Source organism: Collinsella sp. AM34-10, from assembly GCF_003469185.1.
GTDB lineage: Bacteria > Actinomycetota > Coriobacteriia > Coriobacteriales > Coriobacteriaceae > Collinsella.
Map to the genome: position 1 here is coordinate 143,182 of NZ_QSIL01000002.1, position 24,968 is coordinate 168,149.

The following is a 24,968-nucleotide window of genomic DNA, read 5'->3' on the forward strand; positions in this document are numbered from 1 at the left end:
GTGACAAAGCTCACTGGCGCGCGCCACCCACTCCTGCGATGATGCAATCGTACCGGGCCACAACCAACAGAAGGGCCGCCTCATGACAGACATCGTCCATGTCGAAAACCTCGTCAAGCGCTATGACGATCTTATCGCGCTCGACCACTTTAACCTGAACATCGCCCCCGGCGAGATCTTTGGCCTGCTCGGCCCCAACGGCTCGGGCAAAACCACGTCCATCAACTGTATCCTGCAGCTGCTTGCCTACGACAAGGGCGCCATCGAGCTGTTCGGCGAGCCCATGACGCCCGCCCGCTACGACCTCAAGCGCCGCATCGGCGTGGTGCCGCAGCAGGTGGCGGTGTTCGACGAGCTCACCGTGCGCGAGAACATCGACTATTTCTGTAGCCTCTACGTCAACGACCGCAAGCGCCGCCGTGCGCTCGTGGACGAGGCGATCGACTTTGTCGGGCTGGGCGACTTTACCAAGTTCCGCCCCGGCAAGCTCTCGGGCGGCCTGGCGCGCCGCCTTAACATCGCCTGCGGTATCGCGCACAAGCCCGAGCTCATCTTTTTTGACGAGCCCACGGTGGCGGTCGACCCGCAGAGCCGCAACGCCATCCTGGAGGGCATCTGCCGCCTGCGCGACGAGGGCGCCACGGTGGTGTATACCAGCCATTACATGGAGGAAGTCGAGCAGATTTGCAGCCGCATCATGATCATGGACGGCGGCCGCGTACTGGCGCAGGGCACCAACGACGAGCTCAAGCGCATGATTCAGATGGGCGAGCGCGTGACGGTCGAGGTCGGCGCCGTCGAGACTGCCACGGTTGAGCGCCTGCGCGCCCTCGAGCACGTGCTCAGCGTCGAACTGTCCGGCGGCGAGCTCGTCTGCACTTGCGAGGCGAGTCCGCACAACCTGGTCGACATCCTCGACACGCTGCGCGCCGCCGACGTGGCACTCGGCCGCGTGTGGAGCGAGCCGCCGACCCTCAACGACGTGTTCCTCGAGATCACCGGCCGCGAGCTGCGCGACTAGGGGGCAGCTATGTTCAACACCATCATCACCACGCTCAAGACGCTACTGCGTCGACCGAGTACATGGGTCTGGGGCGCGATCTTTCCCATTGCGCTTTCAACGATGTTCATGTTTATGTTTGCGAACCTCAGCTCCGACGGCACGGTCGATCCGGTGCCGGTTGCCATCGTGGCGGACGAGGCCTGGGACGCCTCGACCTTTAAGAACGTGGCGGCTTCGCTTGCCAAGGAAGGCGACGACCAACTGCTCGAGATCCACGAGTGCGACGACGCAGCCGACGCGAGCCGTGCGCTTAAGGCCGGCGAGGTCGCGGGCATCTATACGGTCGACGACGCGGGCACGCCCAAACTCACGCTGCTATCGAGTTATGACGGCTCGCGTGCGTCGTCGGTGCTCACCGATCGCAGCATCCTGGAGACGGTGGCAAGCTCGTATACACAAAATGCCGAGCTCATGTCCCAAATTGCCCAGGACAACCCAGCGGCGCTCGCCGACCCGGAGGCGGTTGCGCGCGCCCTGTCGCTCGAGGGCGGCACCCGTCGCGTGAGCCTGACGCGTACCACGCCCGATGGCACGGTCATCTACTACTATGCGCTCTTTGGCCTGGTCGCGATGATGTCTGCCGAGTTTGCCGCCTTGAGCGTCGTCGACCTGCAGCCCAATCTGTCGGGCCTTGGTGCGCGTCGCTGCGTGGGCGGCCTTTCCAAGACGGCGTCGCTGGCCGGTATCTTTGTGGGCTCGTGGCTGGTTTCCTTTGCCTCGATGACGATCGCGATCGGCTATGTGCGCCTGGTCGTGGGCGTCGACTTTGGCGGGCGTGAGGGGCTGTGTCTGGTGGGCGGTGCCGCTTCCGCGCTTGCCGCCACGGGCCTGGGGCTCTTTGTGGGCACGCTTCCCGTTAAGGGCGGCAAGGCGTCCAAGTCCGGCATCCTTACGGGCTTTGCTACCACGTGCGCCCTGTTCGCCGGGCTCTACGGCGAGCCGGCGATGGCGCTTGCCGACGACGTCGCCCGCGCCTGCCCGGCCGAGTGCTGGCTCAACCCCGTCAAGCTTATCTGCGACATGTTCAACCGCCTGTATTTCTTTGAGGACCTGGGCCCCTTTGCCGTTCGCGCCGGCGCACTGGTCCTTATGGCGCTGCTGTTCGTTGCCGCCGCCACGCTGATCTTTGGAAGGAGCCGCTATGAGCACCTTTAAGACCGCGCTTCGCATGGCGCTCGCGCACCCGCTCTATCTGCTCATCTACACGGTGTTCATTTCGCTCATGGGCGTATTCATTGCGGCCTCGGTGAGCTGGAACTCGTCGCAGCTCACCGAGTACAAGCCCTACGATGCCAACGTGATCGTGGTCGACCGCGACGACAGCGACCTTTCGCGTGCGCTTACCAAGCATCTGGGTTCGCGCTTTGAGCTGGTCACGGGCATCGGCGACGACACCTACGACCTCGCGGGTGCGCTCTCCAAGAGCAACAGCGCCAAGGGCAGCGCCGATTGCGTGTTCTTTATCCCGGAGGGGTTTGAGAGCGACCTCGTTGCAGCCGCCCGCGCGGGGGAGTCCCTGCCCAAGCTCGATGTGACCTACGGTGCCGGCACCATGGCGGCGGCGCTTTCGTCTGCCGAGGCCTCGCGCTGGATCTCGCTCGCGGGCGCTGCGGCGGCGCTTGAGCCCGCCGCCTCCAACGGCGACGTTGCCAAGGCCGCCGAGCATGCGGCCACCGAGCGTGCCGAGGTCGAGATCGAGCAGATCAAGGTCGACTCGACTGCCGCCGCCACGCTCGAGTCGTACTTCAACTTTGGTGCGTACGCGATTATCTCGTCGGTCATCGTGTCGGTGGGGCTGGTATTCTCGGGCATGAACGAGCCCGAGCGTGTGCGTCGTATGGATGCCGGTCCAATCTCCGAGCGCCGGCGCTCGCTTGCCGTGTTTGCGGCGGCCGCCGTGCTCACCGTCTGTATCTGGTTTGTGTCGAGCATGATGGGTGTCGTGGGCTTTGCCGGCGCGGTCGCCGAGGTCGGCGTGGGCCGTGTGTGCCTGGCGCTGGCAGCGACGTTTGCCCTGGCGTGCACGCCGCTGGCCGTTGGCTTTGCGCTGTCGAGCCTGGGTGCGCGCGAGGAGCTGCTCAACGGCGTGGGCAACTTACTCGGCATGCTCATGACGTTTTTGGGCGGCGCCTGGATGCCGCTGTCGCTCATGGGATCGGCCGTGCAGACGGTGGCGCACTTTGTGCCGACGTTTTGGGTGAACGACGCGATCGGCAAGGCGCTTGCCTCGGACCTGACGTCTGCCGTGCTGGGGGACATCGCCTGCGACCTAGGCGTCACGGTGCTCTTTGCCGTGGCCATCGCCGCCGCAGGCTTCGCCCTCGCACGCGCCAAATCCCGCGCCTAGCCACCTAGTCATTTAAGAGCGTCCCCAACGACTAGTCTTGAAACAAATCCCCGCTCTCGCCCAAAAATAGTTCGCCAAGGTTTACTATTACGCTTATAAAGTAGTACGAGGCTAACAATGGGGGGGATACCATGGCAACGCAGGAAGCCTACGTCCAGGTTAAGAATCTCAAAAAGCACTACGGCGATGGGGATGCACGCCTGACGGTGCTCGACGGCATCGACACGTCCATCAACCGCGGAGAGATCTGCGTCATGCTGGGACCTTCGGGTTCGGGCAAGTCGACGTTTCTTAACCTGATCGGCGGCCTGGAGGATGCCGACGCCGGCTCTATTCTGGTGGACGGCTGCGACCTCACCACGCTCAACGCCGGCGACCTGGGCGAGTATCGCCGCCGTGAGCTGGGCTTTGTCTTTCAGTTCTACAACCTGGTGCCCGACCTTACCATCAAGGAAAACATCGAGGTCACGGCGCACCTGTCCAAAAACCCGCTCAACATTGATGACCTGCTACGCTCGCTGGGCCTCTACGAGCACCGCAACAAGTTCCCGCGCCAGGTCTCGGGCGGCCAACAGCAGCGTTGCGCCATCGGCCGCGCACTCGTCAAAAACCCGGGTCTGCTGCTGTGCGACGAGCCCACAGGCGCGCTCGACTATAAGACGTCCAAGGAAATCCTGCAGCTCATGGAGGATGTAAACCGCACCTACGGCTGCACCATCATCATTGTCACCCACAATGCCGCCATCGCGCGCATGGCCAATCGCGTGCTGCGCCTGCGCGACGGGCGCATCGTCGAGGATGAGCTCAACGAGTCGCCCGTCGCGGCCGCCGAACTCGATTGGTAGGCGGCGCCATGACACCTCTCGCAAAACGTCTCCCGCGCGAGCTGCGCCGCAATATCGGCAAGTACCTGGGCATCTTTTTGCTTATGTGCGGGAGCATCGCTCTCACCTCGGGCTTTTTGCTCGCGGCGCATTCCATCGGTTGCCTCATTGACGACATGCGCGATGCATACACGATCGAGGACGGCCGCGTGACCACCTCCTTCGAGGCTACCGACGACCAGCTCAAGGCAGCCGAGGATGCAGCCGACGACGTCGGCGGCGTCACGCTCTACAAGAATTTCTCCATCGACGCCATCATCAAAAAGACCGCCGGTGACGACGGCACCAAGCGCACCCTGCGCACCTACGCGCATCGCACCAAGGTTGACATTGCGTCCTACTGTGAGGGCAAGGAACCCAAGGCAGAAGACGAGGTTGCCATCGACCGCGTTTTTGCCACCAACAACGACCTCGCCGTGGGCGATAAGGTCGAGCTCGAGGGTCGCACCTACACCATCTGCGGCATCATGACCCAGCCCGATAGCCAGGCGCTGTTCCTCAACAATTCGGACTTTACGGTGAACACCATCACGTACGGCGTGGCCGAGGTCACCGACGCCGGCTTTGCCGCGCTTGAGGACGCCGGTGGCGCGCCTGCCTACACCTACTCCTTTACCTTTACCGACCGCGATCTCCCCACCGCGGATCGCATCGATGCAGAGCAGGATATGGTCGAGGCGCTGACCGATGCCGATGCGCGCGTCGACGATCTGATCGATGTCGATTCCAACCAAGGCATTGGCTATGCGCGCGACGACGTGGACGGCGACTCCATGATGTGGATGACGCTGCTCGACATTATCATCGTGATCATGGCGTTTGTCTTTGTGGTGCTCACCGACGCCACCATCGAGGAGGAGAGCGCCATCATTGGCACGCTGCTCGCCAGCGGCTATCGCCGTCGCGAGATTGTACTCCACTACCTGGCGCTTCCCGCCATCGTGGGTGTGCTCGCGGCGCTTTTGGGCACCGCGCTCGGCATTGCGTTCTTTACCGAGCCTATGCGCAGCCTCTATTACGGCTCGTACAGTCTGCCGCCCTTCCAGGTGTACTGGAGCTGGGAGATCTTTGTGAAGTGCGCCGTGGTTCCCGCCGCCGCGCTCATCCTCATTACGCTGGTGGGCCTGCTTCGCAAGATGGGCAAGACGCCGTTGCAGTTCCTTCGTCACGAGGCGAGCGGCAAATCGGGCACCAAGCGCGGCCTGCAGCTGCCGGAGCGCATGGGCTTTGTCTCGCGCTTTCGCCTGCGCATCTTCCTGCGCAACCTGGGCAACTTCGCCACGCTCTTCGTGGGCATTGCGTTTGCCTCGCTGCTGCTGCTCTTTGGCCTGGCGATTCTGCCCACGATGACGCATTACGCCGACAACCTCGAGACGAGCCTGGTCGCCGAGCACCAGTACACGCTCAAGGCTCCGCTGGAGCTCGAGGGCACTGCCGAGGAGCGTGAGCAGTGGTCGGCACTCGAGCGCTTGCAGTCGGTTGACGGCGCGCTGCTTTCCGCCGCCCAGGATGCGGATGACGAGCTCGACGACGCGGCCGATGCGGCGCAGACGGCAACCGATGCCGCGGCCAGCTCTCCGTCTGCCGAGAGCCTGACTGCAGCGCAGGATGCGCTTGCCAAGGTCCAGGACAAGAAGGATGCGCTCTACGCGCGCCTCGACGACCTGGCCGATGCCCTCGGCTGCGACCGCGACGAGGCCATTGACCTGATCGACAAGGCCTCTAAGATCGACACTGACAACGACGATATCCACCCAGTCAATACGACCGACAACGGCGCGGGCGCAATCGCGCAGGCCGAGAAATACGCTGTCTACCAGCTGCAGTACGACCGCGGCGACGGAAACGGGCAGGAGACGATTTCCGTCTACGGCATCTCGCCCAACTCGCGCTACTGGAAGGGCCTCGATGTCGGCGATGGGCGCGTCGTCTTTGGCGGCGGTCTGCTCGACAAGTTTGGCTGGAGCGAGGGCCAGAAGGTCACGCTCAGCGACAAGTACGAGGGCGAGCATTATTCCCTTGAGTACGCGGGCAAGGACTGTGCCTGGGGCTCCAAGTCGGACATGAATATCTATATGAGTATCAACGACTTTAACGAGCTGTTCGACAACGACGCCGCCTACTTTAACGGCTATGTGAGCGACGAGAAGCTCGACCTCGACGCGCGCTACTTTGCCGGCGACACCACGCCCGACGACATGCGCGCCGTGGGCGACCAGTTTATCGGCATGATGAGCAAAATGATCGGCATGATGATCGGGCTCGCGGTGTTTATCTTCCTGCTGTTTATGTACCTGCTGACCAAGGCGGTCATCGACCATAGCGCCCGGTCGATCAGTTACATGAAGGTCTTTGGCTATCGCGATGGTGAGATCTCGCATCTGTACATCCGCTCGATCACGCTGTGCGTGGCGGCGTCGCTCGTGCTGAGCCTGCCGGTCATTATTGGCTCGCTCACGGCCATCTTCCGCTCGATGCTGCTCGCCTACAACGGCAATATCGAGATTTATGTGCCCTGGTGGTCCATGGCGGCGTGCGCAGGAATCGGCTTTGCAACCTATCTGGTCGTGGCGCTGCTACACACGCGCTCTATCAAGCGCGTGAGCCTGGCCGAAGCCCTTAAAGTCCAAGAGTAGTCGTTTAAGAACCTCCCCAACGACTAGGTTTCGCGCTTGACTTTGACCCTACTTTAACGGGTACCATCCTCTATGTCTGTAACGCCATATAGACCGAGGGGATAGATCTATGACCGCAACTGCACCCGCAGCACCCGCTAAGGTGTACTTCACCAACTTGCGCACGCATGCTCGCGAGAGCCAGCTCGACAAGCTCAAGCGCCTCATCCGCCGCGCCGGTATTGAGCAGATCGACTTTGAGAACAAGTTCGTCGCCATCAAGATCCACTTTGGCGAGCTGGGCAACCTGAGCTTTTTGCGTCCCAACTACGCCCGCGCCGTCGCGGATGTCGTCAAGGAGCTGGGCGGCAAGCCCTTCCTCACCGACTGCAACACGCTCTACGTCGGTAGCCGCAAAAACGCGCTCGAGCACATCGATACCGCCTACCAGAACGGTTTTACCCCGTATGCCACGGGCTGCCAGATCATCATCGCCGACGGCCTCAAGGGCACCGACGAGGCACTCGTCCCGGTCGAGGGCGGCGAGTACGTGCGCGAGGCCAAGATCGGTCAGGCTCTCATGGACGCCGATATCGTGATCAGCCTCACCCACTTTAAGGGCCATGAGCAGGCCGGCTTTGGCGGCGCCATGAAGAACCTGGGCATGGGAGGCGGCAGCCGTGCCGGCAAGATGGAGCAACATGCCGCCGGCAAGCCGAACGTCGCGACCGAGCACTGCGTTGGCTGCCGTGCCTGCGAAAAAATCTGCGCGCACGACGCCATCTCGTTTGACGATACCCGCGAGCGCGAGCTTGCCAACGGCAACACCCGCACGGTCCACGTGGCCGCCATCGACCACGATCGCTGCGTGGGCTGCGGACGCTGCATTGCGGCATGCAATCAGGACTGCATCAAGCCCGGCTATGACGCCGCGGCCGACGTGCTCAACTGCAAGATCGCCGAGTACACCAAGGCCGTCGTCGACGGCCGCCCGAGCTTCCATATCTCGCTTGCCATGGATATCAGCCCCAACTGCGATTGCCATCCCGAAAACGACACGCCTATCGTCAACGATATCGGCATGTTCGCGAGCTTCGACCCGGTCGCCATCGACCAGGCCTGCGCCGATGCCGTCATGGCATCCGAACCGCTGCCCAACACCGAGCTCACCGATAGCGCGGCCAAGATGGAGCATAGCCACGAGCATCTGGAGGGCGAGCAGGCCAAGGACCCCTTCTGCATCACGCATCCCGACACCGATTGGCGCACCTGCATTGCGCATGCCGAGAAGATCGGCCTAGGCACGAGCAAGTATGAGCTCATCGAGGTCAAATAGAGCCTAGCTATTGAACAAAACAAGCGTTTTTGTAGCGCAACGTTAGCAAAAGCCGCCCGCGAGCACAGCTCTCGCGGGCGGCTTTTTGGAAGTGCTAGGGGGTCAGATAGACCAGTAAACCGTGCTATTCGCCTAAAAATACTCGTCGAGGAAGTTGTTGACCGTGTTCCAGTAGAGCTCGGGGTCAACTTGCGCGCTCTTGGCGTGGGTAGCGCCATGGATGGTGAGCTTTTGCTTGACCTTGCTGGCGCACGCGTCGTAGTTTTGGTCGAGCATGTCGTACGGCACAAAGGTGTCCTGGTCGCCGTGGATAAACAGCATGGGAACCGTCGCGTGTTTGAGTTGCTCCACACTGCTCGCCGTATGAAAGTCGTAGCCCGCGCGCACGTTGCACACCAAGTTTGCTACATCGAGCAAGGGAAAGCTGGGCACCCCAAATACATCCTTAAGCTGCAAGGAAAACTCGTCCCAAACACTCGTATAACCGCAGTCCTCGATAATGCATTTCACGTTTGCGGGCAGAGATTCCCCCGCGACGTTCATGGCGGTTGCCGCACCCATCGACTCGCCAAAGACCAGGATGCGCGCCTCGGGGTCAGCCTGAACGATCCGCTCGATCCACGCGACGATGTCGAGGCGTTCGGGCCAGCCCATGCCGATATAGTCGCCGCCGGAGCGCTCGTGGGCGCGGGCGGCGGGCGCGAGTACGTTCATGCCGCGGTCATGGAAGCGTTTGGCGTATCGGGCCATGCCGATGGGCTCGTTGGTGTATCCGTGTAGACAGACAGCGTAATTGTGTGTGGTCTCTGGGGCGGCAAAATACCAAGCGGCGAGCTCGGTTCCGTCATCTGCGGTGAGGCTGCTGCTCTCACGATTCTCTTTAAACCATGCCCGCGCCTCGGTTTCCTCGGCATCCGGCTGCTCGCCTTCTTTGTCGTTCTTGCTATCCTGCATCATCTTCATGGTGTATGGCGCGCGGGGATTCAGCGCGAAGTCAAACAAAAAGTTGCCGGCAAATCCAAGCAGCGCGACGACAGCCACCAGTGCAACGATGCCGGCTATCTTGAGCTTTCGATGGGAACGTGCGTTTTGAGCCATGCGGTATTCTCCTATAAGATGTTAATACATCAACATTTAATGCAAGCGCATTATGGACGTTCGCCGTTGATGCGTCAACAAGCAAAGAATGGGTAAACAAAGGGTCACATATGGTGCAAATTTCGCACGTACCCAGACGCTTTGATATAGTGTTGAGAACTCTTTACGTTGGAGGATGTAACCGGCATGTCCGATTCGAGCGACAGTTCTAAGCCGCGGCCCAAGACCGCGGCCGTTCCACACTACACGGTGGGCGAGGAGATCATGAACTCCGTCACCCATGGTGTCGGCTGCCTGCTGGGTATCGCGGGTCTGGTGCTCCTGATCGTATTCGCCGCCCTGCGCGGCGGAGGCCCGGCCCACATGGCCGCGGCGATTGTCTATGGTGTCAGCATTATCCTCGAATATCTGGCCTCCACGCTCTACCACGCGATTCAGCCCGCGCGCGCCAAGCGCGTGTTCCGCATTATCGACCATAGCTGCATCTACCTGCTCATAGCCGGCAGCTATACGCCGTTTTGCCTCATCACGCTCGCAAACGACGGCGGTCCTGCGCTGTTCTTTGCCGTATGGGCCATCGCCATTAGCGGCATCGCCCTCGAGTGCTTTATGCGCGAGCGTCAACCGCACTGGGTAAGTGGCTTGGTCTACCTGCTGATGGGCTGGCTCGTTGTCTTTAAGCTGCCCGAACTTGTGGTGCTGCTCAACCCCGTGGCACTTGCCCTGCTCGCCGTCGGCGGCGTGTGCTACACCGCGGGCGTGCCGTTCTATATCGCCAAAAACGTACGCTATCTGCACAGCGTGTTTCACCTGTGGGTGCTCGCCGGCAGCATCTTCCAGTTCATGGCGGTGATCCTCTTCGTAATCTAGCGACCACGCCTTCGCGCCCGCGTCCTCGTTTGGGCGCTGGCACAATTGCCGTATCCGCCATCAACGTTTTACCCTAACGTCCCGAATCTTGGAGGTTCGAGAAACTCCCGATGGACATAACCATCTCCCTTATCACTACCCTCGTTTTAACCCTCATCAACGGCTACTTCTCTATGTCCGAGATGGCGCTCACCACGGCAAAGCGCGCTGTGCTGGAGCACGATGCCGAGGAAGGCGACAAACGCGCCGAGCGCGCCGTCCAGCTCGCCGCAGACTCCGATCAGCTGTTGGCCACCATCCAGGTCGCCATCACGCTCATGGGCTTTGCCTCGTCCGCCGTCGCCTCGACGAGCCTGTCCGACCCGCTTGCCACGTGGCTCATGAGCTTTGGCATCGCGCCGCTCTCTGCCATTGCGCGCGGCCTGGCGCCGGTCATCATCACCGTCGCCGTCGCCTTCGTGTCCATCGTGATTGGCGAGCTCGTGCCCAAGCGCATCGGCCTCGCTAACGCCGAGGGCGTATCCAAGCAGGTCGTGGGACCGCTCTCGGTGTTCCAAAAGATCGCCCGCCCGCTCGTGTGGCTGACCGGTGCCTGCTCCGACGGTTTGGCCCGCATCCTGCGCATCAAGAGCGCCGATGACCGCCAGAACGTCTCGGAGGAAGAGATCAAGTACATGGTCTCGGAGCAGGACGACCTGCTCGACGAGGAAAAGCGTATGATTCACGAGATCTTCGACCTGGGCGACACCGTTGCCCGCGAGGTCATGGTGCCGCGCGTGGACACCACCATGTGCGAGGACGACGAGACGGTCGCCGACGTGCTGTCCGCCATGCGCCAGACCGGCTTTAGCCGCATCCCCGTCTATCACGAGGATCCCGACAACGTCGCCGGCATCGCGCACATCAAGGACCTGATCCAGCCTTCGCTCGACGGCAAGGGCGACCAGCCCATCGCCGACTTTTTGCGCGACGCCACCTTTGTGCCCGACACCAAGGACATCCTGCCGCTGCTGTCCGAGATGCAGACCTCGCACGACCAGATCGTGGTGGTCGTGGACGAGTACGGCGGCACGGCCGGCATCATCACCATCGAGGACATCGTCGAGGAGATCGTGGGCGAGATCGAGGACGAGTTCGACCCCGACAACAAGTACCTCACGCGCCTTTCGCGCCGCGAGTGGCTTGTCGATGGGCGTTTTTCGTGCGATGACGCGATTGAGCTTGGTTGGCCGCTCGAGGAAAGCGATGATTATGAGACCATCGCCGGCTGGATTTTGGAGCTTTGCGACTCGGTGCCCGACATCGGAGAGGTGTTTGAGGTTGCGGGGTACAAGTTTAAGGTGCAGTCGATGCGTGGCCAGCGCATCTCGCTCATTCGCGTGATCGCTCCGGCCGAAACCGATAAGAAGGATTCCGAGTCCTCGGCAGATAAGCCGGCGGCGTCGGACGCGGGTTCTGCGGACCCGCACGACGGCGACGAGTAGGGCAAGGAAGAGTAGGGGAGAGTTATGGCAGGCCTGTTCAACATCCTTAAGGTCACCGTCAGCGAGGACAAGATCTGCGCGCACGTGCTGGTGAACCCCGGCATGCCGCTCATGACCTCGGAGGACATCGAGGCCACGGCGCGCGTGTATTACCTGGTGCCCGCGATTGCCAAGCATCTGTGCCTGGGCGATTCCGGTCGCGAATTCCAGGACTGCATGGGCCAGACCGAGCTTTGCCATCTGCTGGAGCACGTGACAGTCGAGCTCATGAACGAGACCGGTCTCGCTGGCAGCATTTCGTGCGGCCGCACCCGCGTAAGCGAGCACGACGAGCGTGTCTTTGAGGTCGAGCTTTCGTGTCCCGACGACGCGCTGGCCATCGGCGCGCTGTCTTCGGCGACCTTTATGATGGACTGGGCGTACCTGCACGCCGACCAGCCTGCCCCCGACGTGGAAGGAACGGTCGCGGGCCTGCGCAACCTGGTGCTGGGTATGCGCGCCGAGGCCGAGGGCAAGGACCCGCACGAGGCCGTCGCCGCCGCGAACGCCGAAGGCGAGGCCGGGGACACGACCGAGGGCGAGGCGCCTGCCGAGGCTGCCGCCGAGTCTGTCAACGATGCCCCTGCCGAGGAGGCCGTCGAGGTCGAGCCCGCGGAGCCCCAGGGCGTCCCGAGCTTTGACGACGAGCCGCAGGAAGTAATCGATACCGAGGGCGCGACCGCCGAGAGCCATGAGGCCCCCGCTGCCGTCTACGGTGGTGCGGCGACGGCTCCGGTTGCCCCTGCGCGTGAGGGAGCGCTGCCGCTCGTTGACGGCGCCGGCGAGGACCCGGCCGCCACGGTGGCCATGCCTGCCATGCCGCAGGAGTAGGCTCACCCGCTTATCACCATCATGTACCTGCGCCTTTACCGTACGCAGATGAGCAAAGCGGCAGGCGCTGTGCTGCGGGTATAATGGACAGCATTCAAACGGTGGGCGCCGAGGTGCCCGCAGGAGAGGAATGAACATGGGTAAGACTTTCAACTTTATCTCGGGTGCGCTCTTCGGTGCCGCCGCCGGCGCCATTATCGGCGTTGCCCTGGCTCCGCGCTCGGGCGCCGAGACCCGCGCCATGGCTGCCGATATCGCAAACGACGCCTGGGATAACATGCGCGACACCTACGAGCACGGTGCCGAGGAGGCCCGCGCTGCGGTCAACGATTTTGGCCCGATGGTCGATGCCAAGACCGATGACCTGCGTGCCAAGGTTGACCTTGCCCGCGAGCGCATGGACCAGCTGCGAGAGCAGCTCAACGACGCCATCTCGGGCGGCAACGTGACGCCCGCCGCCGATGTCGTGGTCGAGAACGCCGTCGAGGCCGACGCCGAGGCCGCGGAGCCTTCGACCGAGGCATAATGCGCGCCGGGGATTTTGTCGGCGCCAAGATCTATCGCAAGCCTACCGAGGATAAGCGCACTAAAAAAGACGGCACGCCGCGCAGCCCTAAAAAGCTCGGCAAGATTCACTTTCCGGTCTTTACCCCGGGCGGCACACGCGTGGTGGGCTTTATGGTTCGCCAGTCCGATATCGCGGGTATGATCGAGCGCCCCGACCGCTTTGTGGCGCTCGATGCCATTGGCGTCTACGAGGGCGCCATCGCAGTTGACGACGTCAAGGGCACCTACGATGCCGCTGCGGCCAAGCGCCTCGACATCAACCTGGACGATTGCATTATCTGGGTTGGCATGGACGTGCGCACGGAGTCGGGCGATGTCGTGGGCTATTGCTCGGATGTGGAGTTCAAGCCGCGTTCGGGTATCGTGCAGACATTCTATGTGACCACTGGCACTGCCTCGAGTGTGCTGGTGGGCGACACGCAGATGCCGCCGACGATGCTGCGCGGCTATGCGGACGGCGCGATGATCGTTTCGGACGAGGTCAAGTCGCTCGGGTATTCGGGCGGCGCGGCTGCCAAGGCCGCCGAGGCAAGCGTCGTGGTGGGCGATAAGGTCAAGAAGGGCGCTAAGGTGCTCGATGACAAGGGTTCGGTCGCCGTGGACAAGGGCAGTCGCGCGCTGGGCAAGCAGCTCGGCAAGACGCGCGGTATGTTCAAGGCCTTTAAGGACGAATATCAAAAGGCGAGCGGGGGCTCGTCAAAAGCTAGCAAATAGCGACGTACCAATTGATGGGAGGCAAGCCGGAGACCTGTTGCTCCGGCTTGCTGCGTTTATGGGGGAGGGCACATGCGCCAAAACGGATCTAACTTAAACGGGCGCTCGGGTGCGCGTCCGACGGCGCGCCGCGACCTGGGGCAGTTGCCCAGCGGTCAGCGCAAGCGTCACCGTAAGCCCGGCGCGATGTATCTCAACCATAGCCGCGGCTTTAGCGACCGAAGCGCTCGCATCGGCAGCGGCCGCACGCCCCGTCGTCCGTCTCGCCTGCCCTATGCGCTCATCGCCGTGGGCTGCGCACTCGTGCTGTTTATCGCTGCCGTCGTGGGCTACGTCAACCGCAGCGTGGATGTCGTCCTCAACGGCCAGGAGACTGCGGTGCGCGTCGGATCTACGCTGCAAAATCTCATCGACGATCAGGAGCTGACCGATACCTACGACGCCGGGGATCTGCTGGCCGTTGACGACAGCGTGCTAACCCGCCATGGCGGCGAAAAGCTGTCGGTAAAGGTGGACGGCAAGCGCATAAAACAGGGCAAGTGGAAAAGCCGCGAGCTTACGGGCGGCGAGAAGGTGACGGTCAAGGACGGCCGCGACACGTATGAGAAGCACGAGGTCCAGGCGACGGTTATCGAGCCCAAGCTCAAGGTCGAGGGCACGGGTGCTATCGAGTACGTCAAGACGTGGGGCATCCAAGGTCGCTCCGAGGTGTGGGTCGGCGAGCAGTCGGGTAAGACGCAGGACCGCGGCGAGGTCGTGCCCGCCACCGATTGCGTGGTCGAGTGCGCGAGCGTGGCGCCCAAGGGCAACGAAAAGTACGTGGCGCTGACGTTTGATGAGGGCCCGAGCGGAGCGACCAAGCAGATCTTGCAGGTGCTCAAGGAAAAGGGCGTCACCGCGACGTTCTTCCTGTCGGGTGATGCGGCCGAGGCCTCGCCCGCCACGGCCAAGGCGATTGTCGATGCTGGCTGCGAGGTCGGCTCCAACAGCTACCGAGACGAATCGCTCAAGGGCCAGGACCGCGATGCGGTGCGCGAGCAGGTTTCGAAGGGCACCGAGGCGATCAAGTCCGTGACCGGAACGTCGACGATGCTTTTGCGTGCTCCCTACGCAGCCTTTGACGAGCAAAACTGGATTGATGCGATGGACCTGGTGTCTGCCGTGGTCTCGTGGAATATCGATTCGGGCGACTGGCTGCTCAACGGTGCCGACGAGCAGGTCTCGACGGTGCTCGATTCGGTGACGCCGGGCAACATTGTGTTGCTGACCGATAACGATGAATGTGCCGAGCAGACGCTCGAGGCGCTGCCGCAGATTATCGACGGGCTTATTGCCGACGGCTACAAAATCGTGACATTGAGCGATCTGGTCAAGACGGATACATCGCTGAGCAAAAAGCTCACCTCGCTGACGAAGGCCGCCATGCCCAAAAACGCCGTGTTCCCCCAGCTCGCCGAAGATGACGACACCACAGACTAGTCATGTAAGAACGTCCCCAATGACTATGTCACGGATGCGTCAGCGTTTGATATGCCTGCGATGTTTGGAGCATAAATTTGACGCCACGGCGCGATGCTGATGCTATAGTTACTGCGGATAACAAGGGTCAAGAGAAAGGTTGCAGGTGAAATCCAAACCTCGACCATACAGTCGATGACCCCATGCAGGTGCTTCTTGCGCATGTACGGGGTGTGAGCGCCGAGCGGCGTGCCGCCCGCGCATGCGTATGCATATCTAATAGTCCACGGACGGCGCGCCGGCATGGTCGCAGTCCGAAGGGATAATGATGGGGAGCACCAGTGAATTATCTGAGTGAGATGCTCAAACTGCCGGTTTTGGACGTCGATGGCGAAAAGCTCGGCGTTGTGAACGATTTTGGCATTGCTACCGGCGAAGTTTTTCCGCACGTGACGTCGCTCGCGTTCCGCGGACCCGGCAAGACGCCGTTTATGATCAGCTGGCGCAAATGGGTCGACCGTATCGACGAGACGGGTGTACACCTTAAGTCGCCGGCCACCGAAATCCGTTTTTCGTACTTGCAGCCGACCGAACTCTTACTTGCTCGCGACGTGCTTAACAAGCAGATCGTCGACACGCAGGGCATGAAGGTCGTGCGCGTGAACGACATCAAGTTTTCCATGTCGGGCGAAAATCAGCTGCGCCTGCTGGGTGCCGAAGTTGGCGCCCGCGGTCTGCTGCGCGCGATCAGCCCCGCCCTTGAGCATGTTGTCGAGGGCTTTATGAAGCACCTGGGCAAACCGCTCGGCGAGGATATTATCGCCTGGTCCTATATGGACCTGCTCGATCGTTCGACTAAAAACATCCAGCTGTCGGTGTCGCACAAGACGCTCGGCGAGCTGCACCCCGCCGACATTGCCGACATTATCGAACAGCTCGACCCGCGCCTGCGTGCGCAGGTGTTCGCGCAGCTCGATACCGCCCAGGCCGCCGAGGCCATCTCGGAGTTCGATGACGACGAGCTTATGACCGAGATGCTCGAGGGCCTGTCCGATACGGACGCATCGTCGATGCTGGCCATGATGGACCCGGACGACGCCGCTGACCTGATCGACGAGCTCGATTACGAGAAGGCCGAGAAGCTTCTTCGCCTGATGGGCGTTCAGGAGGAGAAGGCGATTCGTAACCTGCTGGGCTATGAGGACAACACTGCCGGTCGCATCATGACCTCGGAGTTTGTCTCCCTGCCCGCCACGGCGACGGTCGGTGACGCCATCGAGGCGATCCGCAAGCTCGACGAGGACTTCGAGAGCGTCTACTACGTCTATACCGAGGACCCGAGCGGTATGCTCACCGGCGTCCTTTCGCTGCGCACGCTCATCGTGGCCGACCGCGACGCCACGCTGGGCCAGCTGGCCTATCGCGACCTGGTGTATGTGTCGCCCGACGATGACCAGGAAGACGTAACGGACGAGATGACCAAGTACGACCTGGTCGCCATCCCCGTTTGCGACGAGAACCGTCACATCTTGGGTATCGTGACCTTTGACGACGCCATGGACGTTATCGCCGAGGAGCACCAGGAGGACCTGCAGATCGCAGGCGTCGGTTCGGGCGATAGCGCGTCCGACGACTCGACGAATGTGCTCAGCTGGTTTGTGCATCGCCAGTACTGGGTTGTCGTGTGGGGTATTGCCTCGTGCATCATGGCAACAGTGCTGGGGACGGCGCTGGGCTCTGCGCATCTGGTGGTGTTCCCCATGTGCGCCATGCCGCTCGTGCTGCTGGCTGCCTCGCGTATGGTGTCGTTCGTCAAGAACTACTTCCTGGAGTACGACGGCCATGACGATGAGCCCAAGCCGTATCTGGGGTTCTTCTTCCAGAGTACGGGCATGGGCTTGATTCTGTCGCTCGTGACCTACCTGTGCGCCCAGCTGGTGCGCACCGCCGCGTTCCTCGACGCGCCTATGTTTGAAGAGCAGCTCTTTACCGGCTGCTTTAACATTGCGGCCATCGTTTGCCTGATTGGCAACATGAGCGCCGTGATTTACCTGATGGTGCTGTTCTGGCGTGACGAGCACGACCTCAATACGTCGGGCACCGCCATGAACGTCATTGCCGTCATGATCTCGTGTGTGGCGTACTGCATCGCCGCGGTTCTGCTCACCATGTCAGTCATGGGTTAGGTGGTCGCGTGCAAAACACGAAGCAAAAGGCGAGCACCAAGCAAAAGCTGACCATCGCGGCCATCTTTGGCGCCATGGGCCCTGGCCTTCTGGCGGCGCTTTCGGGCAATGACGCCGGCGGCATCGCCACGTATTCCAGCGCTGGTGCCAGCTATGGCTACAAGATGCTGTGGATGCTTCCCGTCATGACCGTGCTGCTTATCGTGACGCAGGAGACTGCGGCGCGTTGCGGCTGCGTCACAGGCAAGGGCCTGGCGTCGCTCATCCGCGAGCGCTTTGGCGTGCGCAGGAGCGTGCTGGCCATGGCGGCGCTGCTGATCGCTAATACGGCCGTGACCATTTCGGAGTTTGCGGGTATCGCGAGCGGCCTTGCCCTCTTTGGTGTGCCGGCGAGCATCTCGGTGCCGCTGGTGGCGCTGCTGGTTTGGATGCTTACCATGTCGGGCAGCTTCCAGCGCATCGAGAAGATTCTGCTGCTGGTGAGCTGCGTGTTTGTGACCTACATTGTCGCTGCATTTATGGCTGGTCCCAGCTGGGGCGAGGTGGCGGTCGACCTGGTTGTGCCCAACATCCAAAATGACCCCAGCTACGTGTCGCTTGTGGTCGCAACGATTGGTACCACCATCGCGCCGTGGATGATCTTCTTGGCGCAGAACAACGTGGTCGATAAGAATGCGGGCGAGGACGATATCGTGCTGCAGCGCATCGACACCGTGAGCGGCTCGATTGCCGCCGATGTCATCGCCGGCTTTATTATCATCACGACCGGTACGGTGTTGTTCCCTGCAGGCATTCAGATTAGCGACGCTGCCGATGCCGCCCGCGCATTGGAGCCTATCGCGGGCCAGTGGTCCACGGTGTTGTTTGCCTCGGGCCTGGTCGCAGCGAGCTTTTTGGCTGCCTGCGTGCTGCCGGGCGTTACGTCGAGTGCCATCTGCGAGGCATTTGGTTGGGAGCGCGGCGCCGATCGCAGTTGGGACGAGGCCCCGGTCTATCGCGGCATCATTACGGCCATCATCGGCATTTCTGCCGTGCTGGTGCTCATGCCTGGCGTCGATTTGTTCCAGATTATGATGACCTCGCAGGTCATCAACGGCGTGCTGCTGCCCGTAGTTTTGGTATTCCAGGTGGTTATCGCGGCGGATCGCCACATTATGGGGGCCAACCGCAACGGTCGCGTGTGGAACGTGCTCACGTGGGCGACTATCGGCGTGATTACGGTGCTGACGGTCGTCATGTTTGTGCTGCAAGCGATGGGCTACAGCGCGTAGCGCCTCTTTTGGGTTTCGAGCGGGCCGCGGCCATGGGCTGCGGCCTCTTTTTTGCCCGCTACAGGGGGTCAGTTATATAACGATGGGCAAAAAATGCCAAATATGAGTACTGTTGCTAGACTGATGACATTTACGGCCAAGAAGATAATGAACATAACCTATAGTATGTTCATTAAAATTGGCTCCAATACACCTTAAACAAGTCAGGTTGGCTGCTTTAGGGGGTTGTAGGGGTTGCTCGGACGCCATTTTGGGTGGTTTTGTCTGCTACTAAAATGGTAACAGTACTCATATTTGCCCTTTTTTGCCCACAGACCTTTGAGGTTGCGGCGAAAAGGGCTTGTTTTGATTGTTTGGGGCAGGCGCGAGGCGCGGAAACGATGCCTGGAGCGGCGGAGCGGCTTGAAATTCATCTCTAGAGGTCTTCATTGGCTGCGCCAGAAGTGCCTCAAGGTGCCGGTGCAAAAGGAGCGTCCCTAACTGCCGCAGGGGGCGTCGGCCACGGCCGACGCCCCCTGCGGGTGGAAGCAGATTTGGCCGCGTGTTACTTGTCGGTGCCCAGCTTGTGTGGTTTGTAGGCGAGGGCATTGACGAGTGCGTCGGCGGCGGATTTGACGGCTGCCGGCTGCGGATCGTTGACGTGGTCCTCGGGGTGCACGGGCAGGTCTTTCTTGACCGCATCGTGGATCAGGTTGAGGTATTCGGTCACGCCGGTGGTCGACAGGTGCGTGCCGTCGCCGTCGAACAGGTCGTTGCGGTTGGCGCTGTACCCGTACCAGTCGACAACGCGTACATTCTTGTAGCGCGTGGCGGCGTTGGCGATGGCCTGGTTCGTGGACCCGACCCACGGCTGCGGGCTACGCGTGTTTACAAACACGACAATGCGCTGCTCGCCGGCGTCGGCCATGATCGCGTCGACCTGGGCGTCCGTTACCAAACCGTTGGTGCCCAGGGCAAAGACCACGATCTTGCCGGCAAGGTTCTGCTGGATATAGCCCTCAAATGTTGCGCGGCCCGCATCAAACTGGCGGCCCTTTTCGGCATCGATATGGCTGTGCGGGAACACGCCGTCAAAGGAATCAACGGCGCGCAGCGACACGGAGTCACCGATCATCAACAGGTCGTAGGAGCCATCGGGGAAGCCGTCGTTGTCCTTGTCGGTGTCGTCGGCCGCCTGTTGGTCGGTGGGCGCGGTGTTTTTGGCTTCCTTGTTCAGAACTTCGGCGCCCTCACCGCTCAGCGCAGACGTCTCGGGCACAAAGATCAGGCCGCCCAGTGTAACGACCAGCACGACAGCGCAGACTGCGCAGACAGGGACGTGCGCGCGTGCCCAGTTGGCGGGCGTGGTGGTGCCATCGCGGAATTCGGCGACGGTACGGCCGAAGGCGCCCTTCCTAAACGGCGTTTCGATAAAGCGATAGGAGCACTCGGCTACGGCGACCACCAGCAGCACCTGCAAAATGTACTGCCACCAGGGCGTATCGTTGATGTTGGCGACCGGGTTCATGAGCAACAGCAGCGGATAGTGCCACAGGTAGATGCTGTACGAACGCTTGCCGACCCACACGAGCGGCTCGGCGGACAGCGCGCGGGCAACCATTCCCTGGGGCTGCACGCAGGCCGCGATGACCATGAGCGTGAGGATGGAGCACAACAGCGTGCCGCCGCGATACTGGAACGCGGTGTAGCCGTTGGTGAGCGCGACCATGGCGGCAAGGCCAACCAGACCCACGACGCCCAACACATCGATGGATGCGGGCGAGGACCAAAAGCGCACGAGGGCACTCGGCTGTGCCGGGGCAGTATCGGCTGATTCGTCGGCCTTCTCGCCGGGCTTGCCCTCGGCGTTCTTGCCGTGCTTGGCGGCGCCAGCCAGACGATTGAGCCCCAAACGATGTGCGAGACGCACCGGCGCCAGGTCGCGATCGGGGATAAAGGCCATCCAGGCACCAAGCAGTAGCGAGAACACGCGGGTGTCGGTGCCGTAGTACACGCGGCTGGGGTCGGCGGCGGGATTGTAAAGCACCATCATGGCGAGGGCAGATACCGCGGCAAGGCCCAGAACCACGCGGCGCGTGTTGGGCTTGCTCACATGCATGGATACCATGGCAAACAGCAGTGGCGGCCAAATCAGGTAGAACTGTTCCTCGATGGCAAGCGACCAAAAGTGCGTGAGCGGCGAGGGGTCGCCCAGAGCATTGAAGTACGAGACGTTTTGGGCAATCTGCCACCAGTTGTTGAAGAACAGCAGCGACGGCAGGATGTCGGGGCGCATCTTGGTGAACATCACGTGGTTAAAGATGGTGCACAGCGCGCAGGTCACGAACACTACCGTTACCACGGCAGGGACCAGGCGACGGATGCGGCGAATCCAGAAGCTCTTAAGGTCGATGCGGCCGGTCTTGGCGACTTCGTTGAGCAGCAAGCGCGTGATCAGATAGCCCGAAAGCACGAAGAAGATCGTGACGCCGAGCAGGCCGCCCTGGGCCCACGTGAGGTTGAGGTGATAGAGCACCACCGCGACGACGGCGAGCGTACGCAGACCGTCGAGCGCAGGAATGTAACGAGATTTGGGGCGAGCGGTCGCCTGCTGGTCGGTAGCGGACGAGCGTGTGGCGCCGGTGTTGGTCTTGGCTGCATAGGCACCCTTGTTGGTGGGCGTTCGATGCGGGCTCGGGCCGCGTCGCGACTCGCCGGTGCGGCGGTCGGCGTGCGGGCGTTCGTGCGGCGCCTGGTTATCAGGCGCGCGGCGCGGGCCGCGTGGGCTCGATTGTGGGAATTGCTCCATAAAACATCATCCAATGACGAGAATAATCGGCACATATTCATTGTAGCTGCCTGCTCCTGTGAATGCTTGCTGCTGGCGCAACCTCAAGCGCGCGTCCACATCAAAGTGGACTAAAGTTATAGGGGGTGCGAGAGTGCACAATCGTTGGTCGATGGTGGGCGCAAAGCCTGAAGACGAGGAGGTTTCCATGGCGGATCACAGCATCGTTGCGGTGTTCGGCAGCATGAACATGGACCTTTCGGTGGCGTGCGAGCGCATGCCGCGCGCGGGCGAGACGGTCGATGGCAGCGGTTTTATCACCAACGCCGGCGGTAAGGGAGCCAATCAGGCCGTTGCCGCTGCGCGCATGGGTGCGCGCACGTGCATGATCGGCGCTGTTGGGCGCGATACCTTTGGCGATGCGCTTGTGGCAGGGCTCCAAGATGCCGGCGTGGGCGTTGAGTCCGTGACACGTCTCGACGACGTGGAGACCGGTACTGCGACTATCATTCGCTGTGAGAGCGACAACCGCATCGTGCTGTCGCCGGGCGCCAACCATGCGCTTGCGGGCGAGGACGTTGCCCGCGCACTGAGGCGCTTGGTGGCCGACGAGCTCGACGGCGATGCCAGCGAGATTGCCCCGGCTGCTGGCGGCGTCTTTATCGCCCAGGGCGAATGTGACCTTGCGGCGACGGCCGGGGCGCTTGCTTGCGCTCACGAGCTGGGGTTCTATACGATCTTTAACCCGGCGCCCGCCTGCGACCTGCCGGCAGGAGCGTGGCCAGCGGTCGACCTGGTCTGCCCCAACGAGACCGAGTGCCAGGTACTGACGGGCATTCTGCCCACGGATGATGCGAGTTGCGTCGCCGCGCTCAATGCGCTGCTCGACAAGGGCGCCGGGGCTGCGGTCATCACGTTGGGCGGCGCCGGCTCGGTTACGCTCGGCGATGGCGGTGAGCCGCTGCGCATGCCGGCGCTTTCGAGCTCGGTGGTCGACACCACGGCGGCCGGCGATACGTTTATCGGCGCGTTGGCGGCGGCTCGCCTAGAGGGCTTGCCGCTCTTTGAGTGCATGGCCGCGGGTGCTCGCGCCTCGGCGGTAACGGTGTCGCGCCTGGGCGCTCAGCAATCGATTCCCACGCGCGCCGAAGTTGAACATTGGTTTGGTTAAACGATAAAGACGGAGAAGCGGAGTAGAACAATGGCAACCAAGAAGCTGATCCTTGATCTGGATATGGGTGTGGACGATGCGATGGCGCTGGCCTATGCCATCGCGAGCCCCGAGGTGGAGCTCGTGGGCATCACCACGTGCTTTGGCAACGTGCGCGTCGAGCAATCGGCGCACAACTGCCTGGCGGTGCTCGACCTGTTGGGTCGTCCCGAGGTGCCGGTGTACCTGGGCGCCGATCGTCCCATTAAGGCGACTGAGCCCTATACACCGCCGGCGTCCACCACGCTCATTCACGGCAAGAACGGCATTGGCGGCGCAAGCGTGCCCGCATCGCCGTACGAGCCGGTGGGGGCGACGTCGGCCGACGGTAACGCGGCGGTCGATTACCTGATTGATGCCGCGCGCACCTATGGCCCCGATCTGATCTACGTGGCGACCGGCCCGCTCTCCAACCTGGCCCTTGCCCTGGAGCGAGATACGGCGGCGATGATGTCTATCGGTCGTGTGGTTGTGATGGGCGGTGCGCTTACCGTGCCCGGAAACGTGAGCGCGGGCGCCGAGGCCAACATGGCAAGTGATCCCGAGGCGGCCGATGCCGTGCTGCGTTCGGGCCGCAAGCTCACTATGGTGGGGCTGGATGTGACGCATCGCGTGGTGCTCACGCGTCGCGACATTGCCGGCTGGACGGGCTCGGGCACCATGGCCGGTTGCGCGTTTGCGAGCATGGTGGAGCACTACATTGGCTCGTACGAGATGAACGCCCCCTACCTGGGTGGCTGCGCGCTGCACGATCCGCTTGCCGTCGCCGTGGCGATCGACCCCACGCTCGTGGGCGCGCTCGGCTGTAACCTGCGCGTCGACCTGCTGGGCGAGTATCGCGGCCGCACCATCTGTGACGAGCGCCGTGTGGCCGACCCCGACAAGAGCGCACTCGTGGCGCTGACCGTCGACGCCCCGCGCTTTCTGTCCGAGTTCAAGGCGCGTATGGCCCGCGTCCTGGGCTAAATGTTTTTCACGCCCCGCCCCATGTAGTCAATTTGGGACGGGGCTTTTTTAGCTACCGACTAAATGTGCCCGTTGGGGGAATAGTCGTGCCACTTCGCTTGACAACAGGCTAAACTAGCTATTAAACATTTACTATTCTGTTTAGATTGAATTTGCGGTCGTTTAGTTGCCGAGCCACGGGGCGGTCAAGCCACGATGCTCGGCCGCGACCGATGCTAGGGGGAACGATGGCTAAAGCAAGCGTCCGCGAGATCAGCCGCATTACCGGCTTTTCGCCCGCAACCGTGTCCAACGCGCTCAACCGCAAGCGCAGCGTGAGCGAGGAGACCGCCAAGGTCATCCTGGAGTGCGCGCAGTCGCTTGGCTATCAGCAGTCGACGCAGCTCGAGAGCATCCAGTTTGTGCTTGCGCGCAAGACGGGCGCCATCCTGGACGAGAGCACCTTCCATCCCGCGGTCATCGAGGGCGTGGAGCGCCAGGCGCGTCGCCACGGCATGAGCACGAGCTTTGTCTCGCTCGACTTTAGCGACCTGGACGCCGTGCGCCCGCAGGTCGAGGGCCTGATCGCCGACCCGTCGGCCGCCATCGTGCTGATGGGTACCGAGCTGGGCGAGGAGGACTACGCCCTGTTCGCCGACGCTGCCGCCCACCTGATTGTGCTCGACGGCTGGAGCGATCGCCAGTACTTCGATGCCGTAGTCATCGCCAACACCGATTCGGTGCTGCGTGCCGTGGATTACCTTATCGAGAAAGGCCACAGGCAAATCGGCTATCTGGCGGGCGACCTTCGGATCCGCAACTTTAAGGACCGCGAGCGCGGCTATCGCCAAGCGCTTGAGGACGCGGATCTTGAGGCCAACCCGGCATGGCACGTCACGCTGGGTACCACGCTCGAGGGCGCTTATCACGACATGGGCGTGTGGCTCGACAACGTCTCGCGCGACGATCTGCCGACGGCTTTCTTTGCCGAGAACGACGTGCTCGCCGTGGGCGCCATGCGCGCGTTCAACGAGCACGGTATTCGCGTGCCCGAGGATGTCTCGATCATCGGCTTTGACGACCTGTCTTTGGGCGCCTTCTCCAACCCGCCGCTCACCACGGTGCATGTTCCCAAGCACGAGGTGGGCGAGATCGCGGTGCGTCGCCTGGTGGGCAACATCCGCAACCCCAAGAGCTATACCTGCAAGACGGCCGTGTCGACCTACTTTGTCGAGCGCCAGAGCGTGTGCGAGATCTAGGCGAAGAAAACGCCGGGGCGCAGG

General features: G+C 62.1%; 19 protein-coding genes. 17 read left to right on the forward strand and 2 right to left on the reverse strand.

Going from position 1 to position 24,968, the window contains the following annotated elements:
- Nucleotides 1–82: 82 nt before the first annotated feature.
- The 6 genes from DW823_RS02780 to DW823_RS02805 all read left to right on the forward strand — a co-directional run bounded on the left by DW823_RS02780 (nt 83) and on the right by DW823_RS02805 (nt 8,245).
- Nucleotides 83–1,021 (forward strand): ABC transporter ATP-binding protein, encoded by a 939-nt coding sequence (locus DW823_RS02780; RefSeq protein ID WP_118080118.1) that lies wholly within the window; start codon nt 83–85, stop codon nt 1,019–1,021.
- Between the two features lie 9 nt (nt 1,022–1,030).
- Nucleotides 1,031–2,218 carry an ABC transporter permease gene (locus DW823_RS02785; RefSeq protein WP_118080121.1) on the forward strand — a complete coding sequence of 396 codons (1,188 nt, stop codon included), beginning with the start codon at nt 1,031–1,033 and terminating at the stop codon, nt 2,216–2,218.
- Nucleotides 2,205–3,410, forward strand: a complete 1,206-nt coding sequence (locus DW823_RS02790) for an ABC transporter permease (protein ID WP_118080124.1) — start codon at nt 2,205–2,207, stop codon at nt 3,408–3,410. The genes DW823_RS02785 and DW823_RS02790 overlap by 14 nt, the downstream gene beginning before the upstream one ends.
- A 131-nt stretch (nt 3,411–3,541) precedes the next feature.
- A complete protein-coding gene (locus DW823_RS02795; RefSeq protein WP_118080126.1) occupies nt 3,542–4,255 on the forward strand; it encodes an ABC transporter ATP-binding protein in 714 nt (237 codons plus the stop codon).
- Nucleotides 4,256–4,263: 8 nt separating this feature from the next.
- Complete coding sequence (locus DW823_RS02800) at nt 4,264–6,930, forward strand: ABC transporter permease (protein WP_118080128.1); 2,667 nt, start codon at nt 4,264–4,266, stop codon at nt 6,928–6,930.
- A 109-nt stretch (nt 6,931–7,039) separates the two neighbouring features.
- Nucleotides 7,040–8,245, forward strand: coding sequence for a DUF362 domain-containing protein (locus DW823_RS02805; RefSeq protein ID WP_118080131.1), 1,206 nt, complete (start codon nt 7,040–7,042; stop codon nt 8,243–8,245).
- A 132-nt stretch (nt 8,246–8,377) separates the two neighbouring features.
- Here DW823_RS02805 and DW823_RS02810 read toward each other — a convergent pair whose 3' ends face one another.
- The gene (locus DW823_RS02810) at nt 8,378–9,343 is read right to left on the reverse strand and encodes an alpha/beta hydrolase (RefSeq protein WP_118080133.1); all 966 of its coding nucleotides are present in this window, start codon (nt 9,341–9,343) and stop codon (nt 8,378–8,380) included.
- A gap of 186 nt (nt 9,344–9,529) precedes the next feature.
- Between DW823_RS02810 and DW823_RS02815 the strand changes: the two genes are divergently transcribed.
- The 8 genes from DW823_RS02815 to DW823_RS02850 all read left to right on the forward strand — a co-directional run bounded on the left by DW823_RS02815 (nt 9,530) and on the right by DW823_RS02850 (nt 18,763).
- Nucleotides 9,530–10,213: a hemolysin III family protein gene (locus DW823_RS02815; RefSeq protein ID WP_199574320.1), complete on the forward strand. Its 684-nt coding sequence runs from the start codon at nt 9,530–9,532 to the stop codon at nt 10,211–10,213.
- Between the two features lie 110 nt (nt 10,214–10,323).
- Complete coding sequence (locus tag DW823_RS02820; protein ID WP_118080135.1) at nt 10,324–11,697, forward strand: hemolysin family protein; 1,374 nt, start codon at nt 10,324–10,326, stop codon at nt 11,695–11,697.
- A 24-nt stretch (nt 11,698–11,721) separates the two neighbouring features.
- The gene (locus DW823_RS09890) at nt 11,722–12,567 is read left to right on the forward strand and encodes a hypothetical protein (protein WP_233542966.1); all 846 of its coding nucleotides are present in this window, start codon (nt 11,722–11,724) and stop codon (nt 12,565–12,567) included.
- A 136-nt stretch (nt 12,568–12,703) separates the two neighbouring features.
- Nucleotides 12,704–13,093, forward strand: coding sequence for a YtxH domain-containing protein (locus tag DW823_RS02830; RefSeq protein ID WP_118080297.1), 390 nt, complete (start codon nt 12,704–12,706; stop codon nt 13,091–13,093).
- Nucleotides 13,093–13,848, forward strand: coding sequence for a PRC-barrel domain containing protein (locus DW823_RS02835; RefSeq protein WP_118080138.1), 756 nt, complete (start codon nt 13,093–13,095; stop codon nt 13,846–13,848). Before DW823_RS02830 ends, DW823_RS02835 begins: the two co-directional genes overlap by 1 nt.
- 72 nt (nt 13,849–13,920) lie before the next feature.
- Nucleotides 13,921–15,327: a polysaccharide deacetylase family protein gene (locus tag DW823_RS02840; protein WP_233542967.1), complete on the forward strand. Its 1,407-nt coding sequence runs from the start codon at nt 13,921–13,923 to the stop codon at nt 15,325–15,327.
- 320 nt (nt 15,328–15,647) lie between these two features.
- Complete coding sequence (locus tag DW823_RS02845; protein ID WP_118080140.1) at nt 15,648–17,492, forward strand: magnesium transporter; 1,845 nt, start codon at nt 15,648–15,650, stop codon at nt 17,490–17,492.
- 74 nt (nt 17,493–17,566) lie between these two features.
- Entirely contained in the window at nt 17,567–18,763 is a 1,197-nt protein-coding gene (locus DW823_RS02850) for an Nramp family divalent metal transporter (protein ID WP_118080302.1), read from the forward strand.
- Between the two features lie 544 nt (nt 18,764–19,307).
- On the opposite strand, the gene DW823_RS02855 is transcribed toward DW823_RS02850, so the two are convergent.
- Nucleotides 19,308–21,551, reverse strand: coding sequence for an acyltransferase family protein (locus tag DW823_RS02855; RefSeq protein ID WP_118080142.1), 2,244 nt, complete (start codon nt 21,549–21,551; stop codon nt 19,308–19,310).
- 187 nt (nt 21,552–21,738) lie between these two features.
- On the opposite strand from DW823_RS02855, the gene DW823_RS02860 reads away from it, so the two are divergent.
- From DW823_RS02860 to DW823_RS02870, 3 genes are all read left to right on the forward strand, one after another.
- Entirely contained in the window at nt 21,739–22,701 is a 963-nt protein-coding gene (locus DW823_RS02860; RefSeq protein WP_118080304.1) for a ribokinase, read from the forward strand.
- Between the two features lie 30 nt (nt 22,702–22,731).
- Complete coding sequence (locus tag DW823_RS02865; protein WP_118080145.1) at nt 22,732–23,706, forward strand: nucleoside hydrolase; 975 nt, start codon at nt 22,732–22,734, stop codon at nt 23,704–23,706.
- Nucleotides 23,707–23,933: 227 nt separating this feature from the next.
- On the forward strand, nt 23,934–24,944 hold the full coding sequence (locus DW823_RS02870; protein WP_199409446.1) for a LacI family DNA-binding transcriptional regulator: 1,011 nt from the start codon (nt 23,934–23,936) through the stop codon (nt 24,942–24,944).
- Nucleotides 24,945–24,968: the final 24 nt, after the last annotated feature.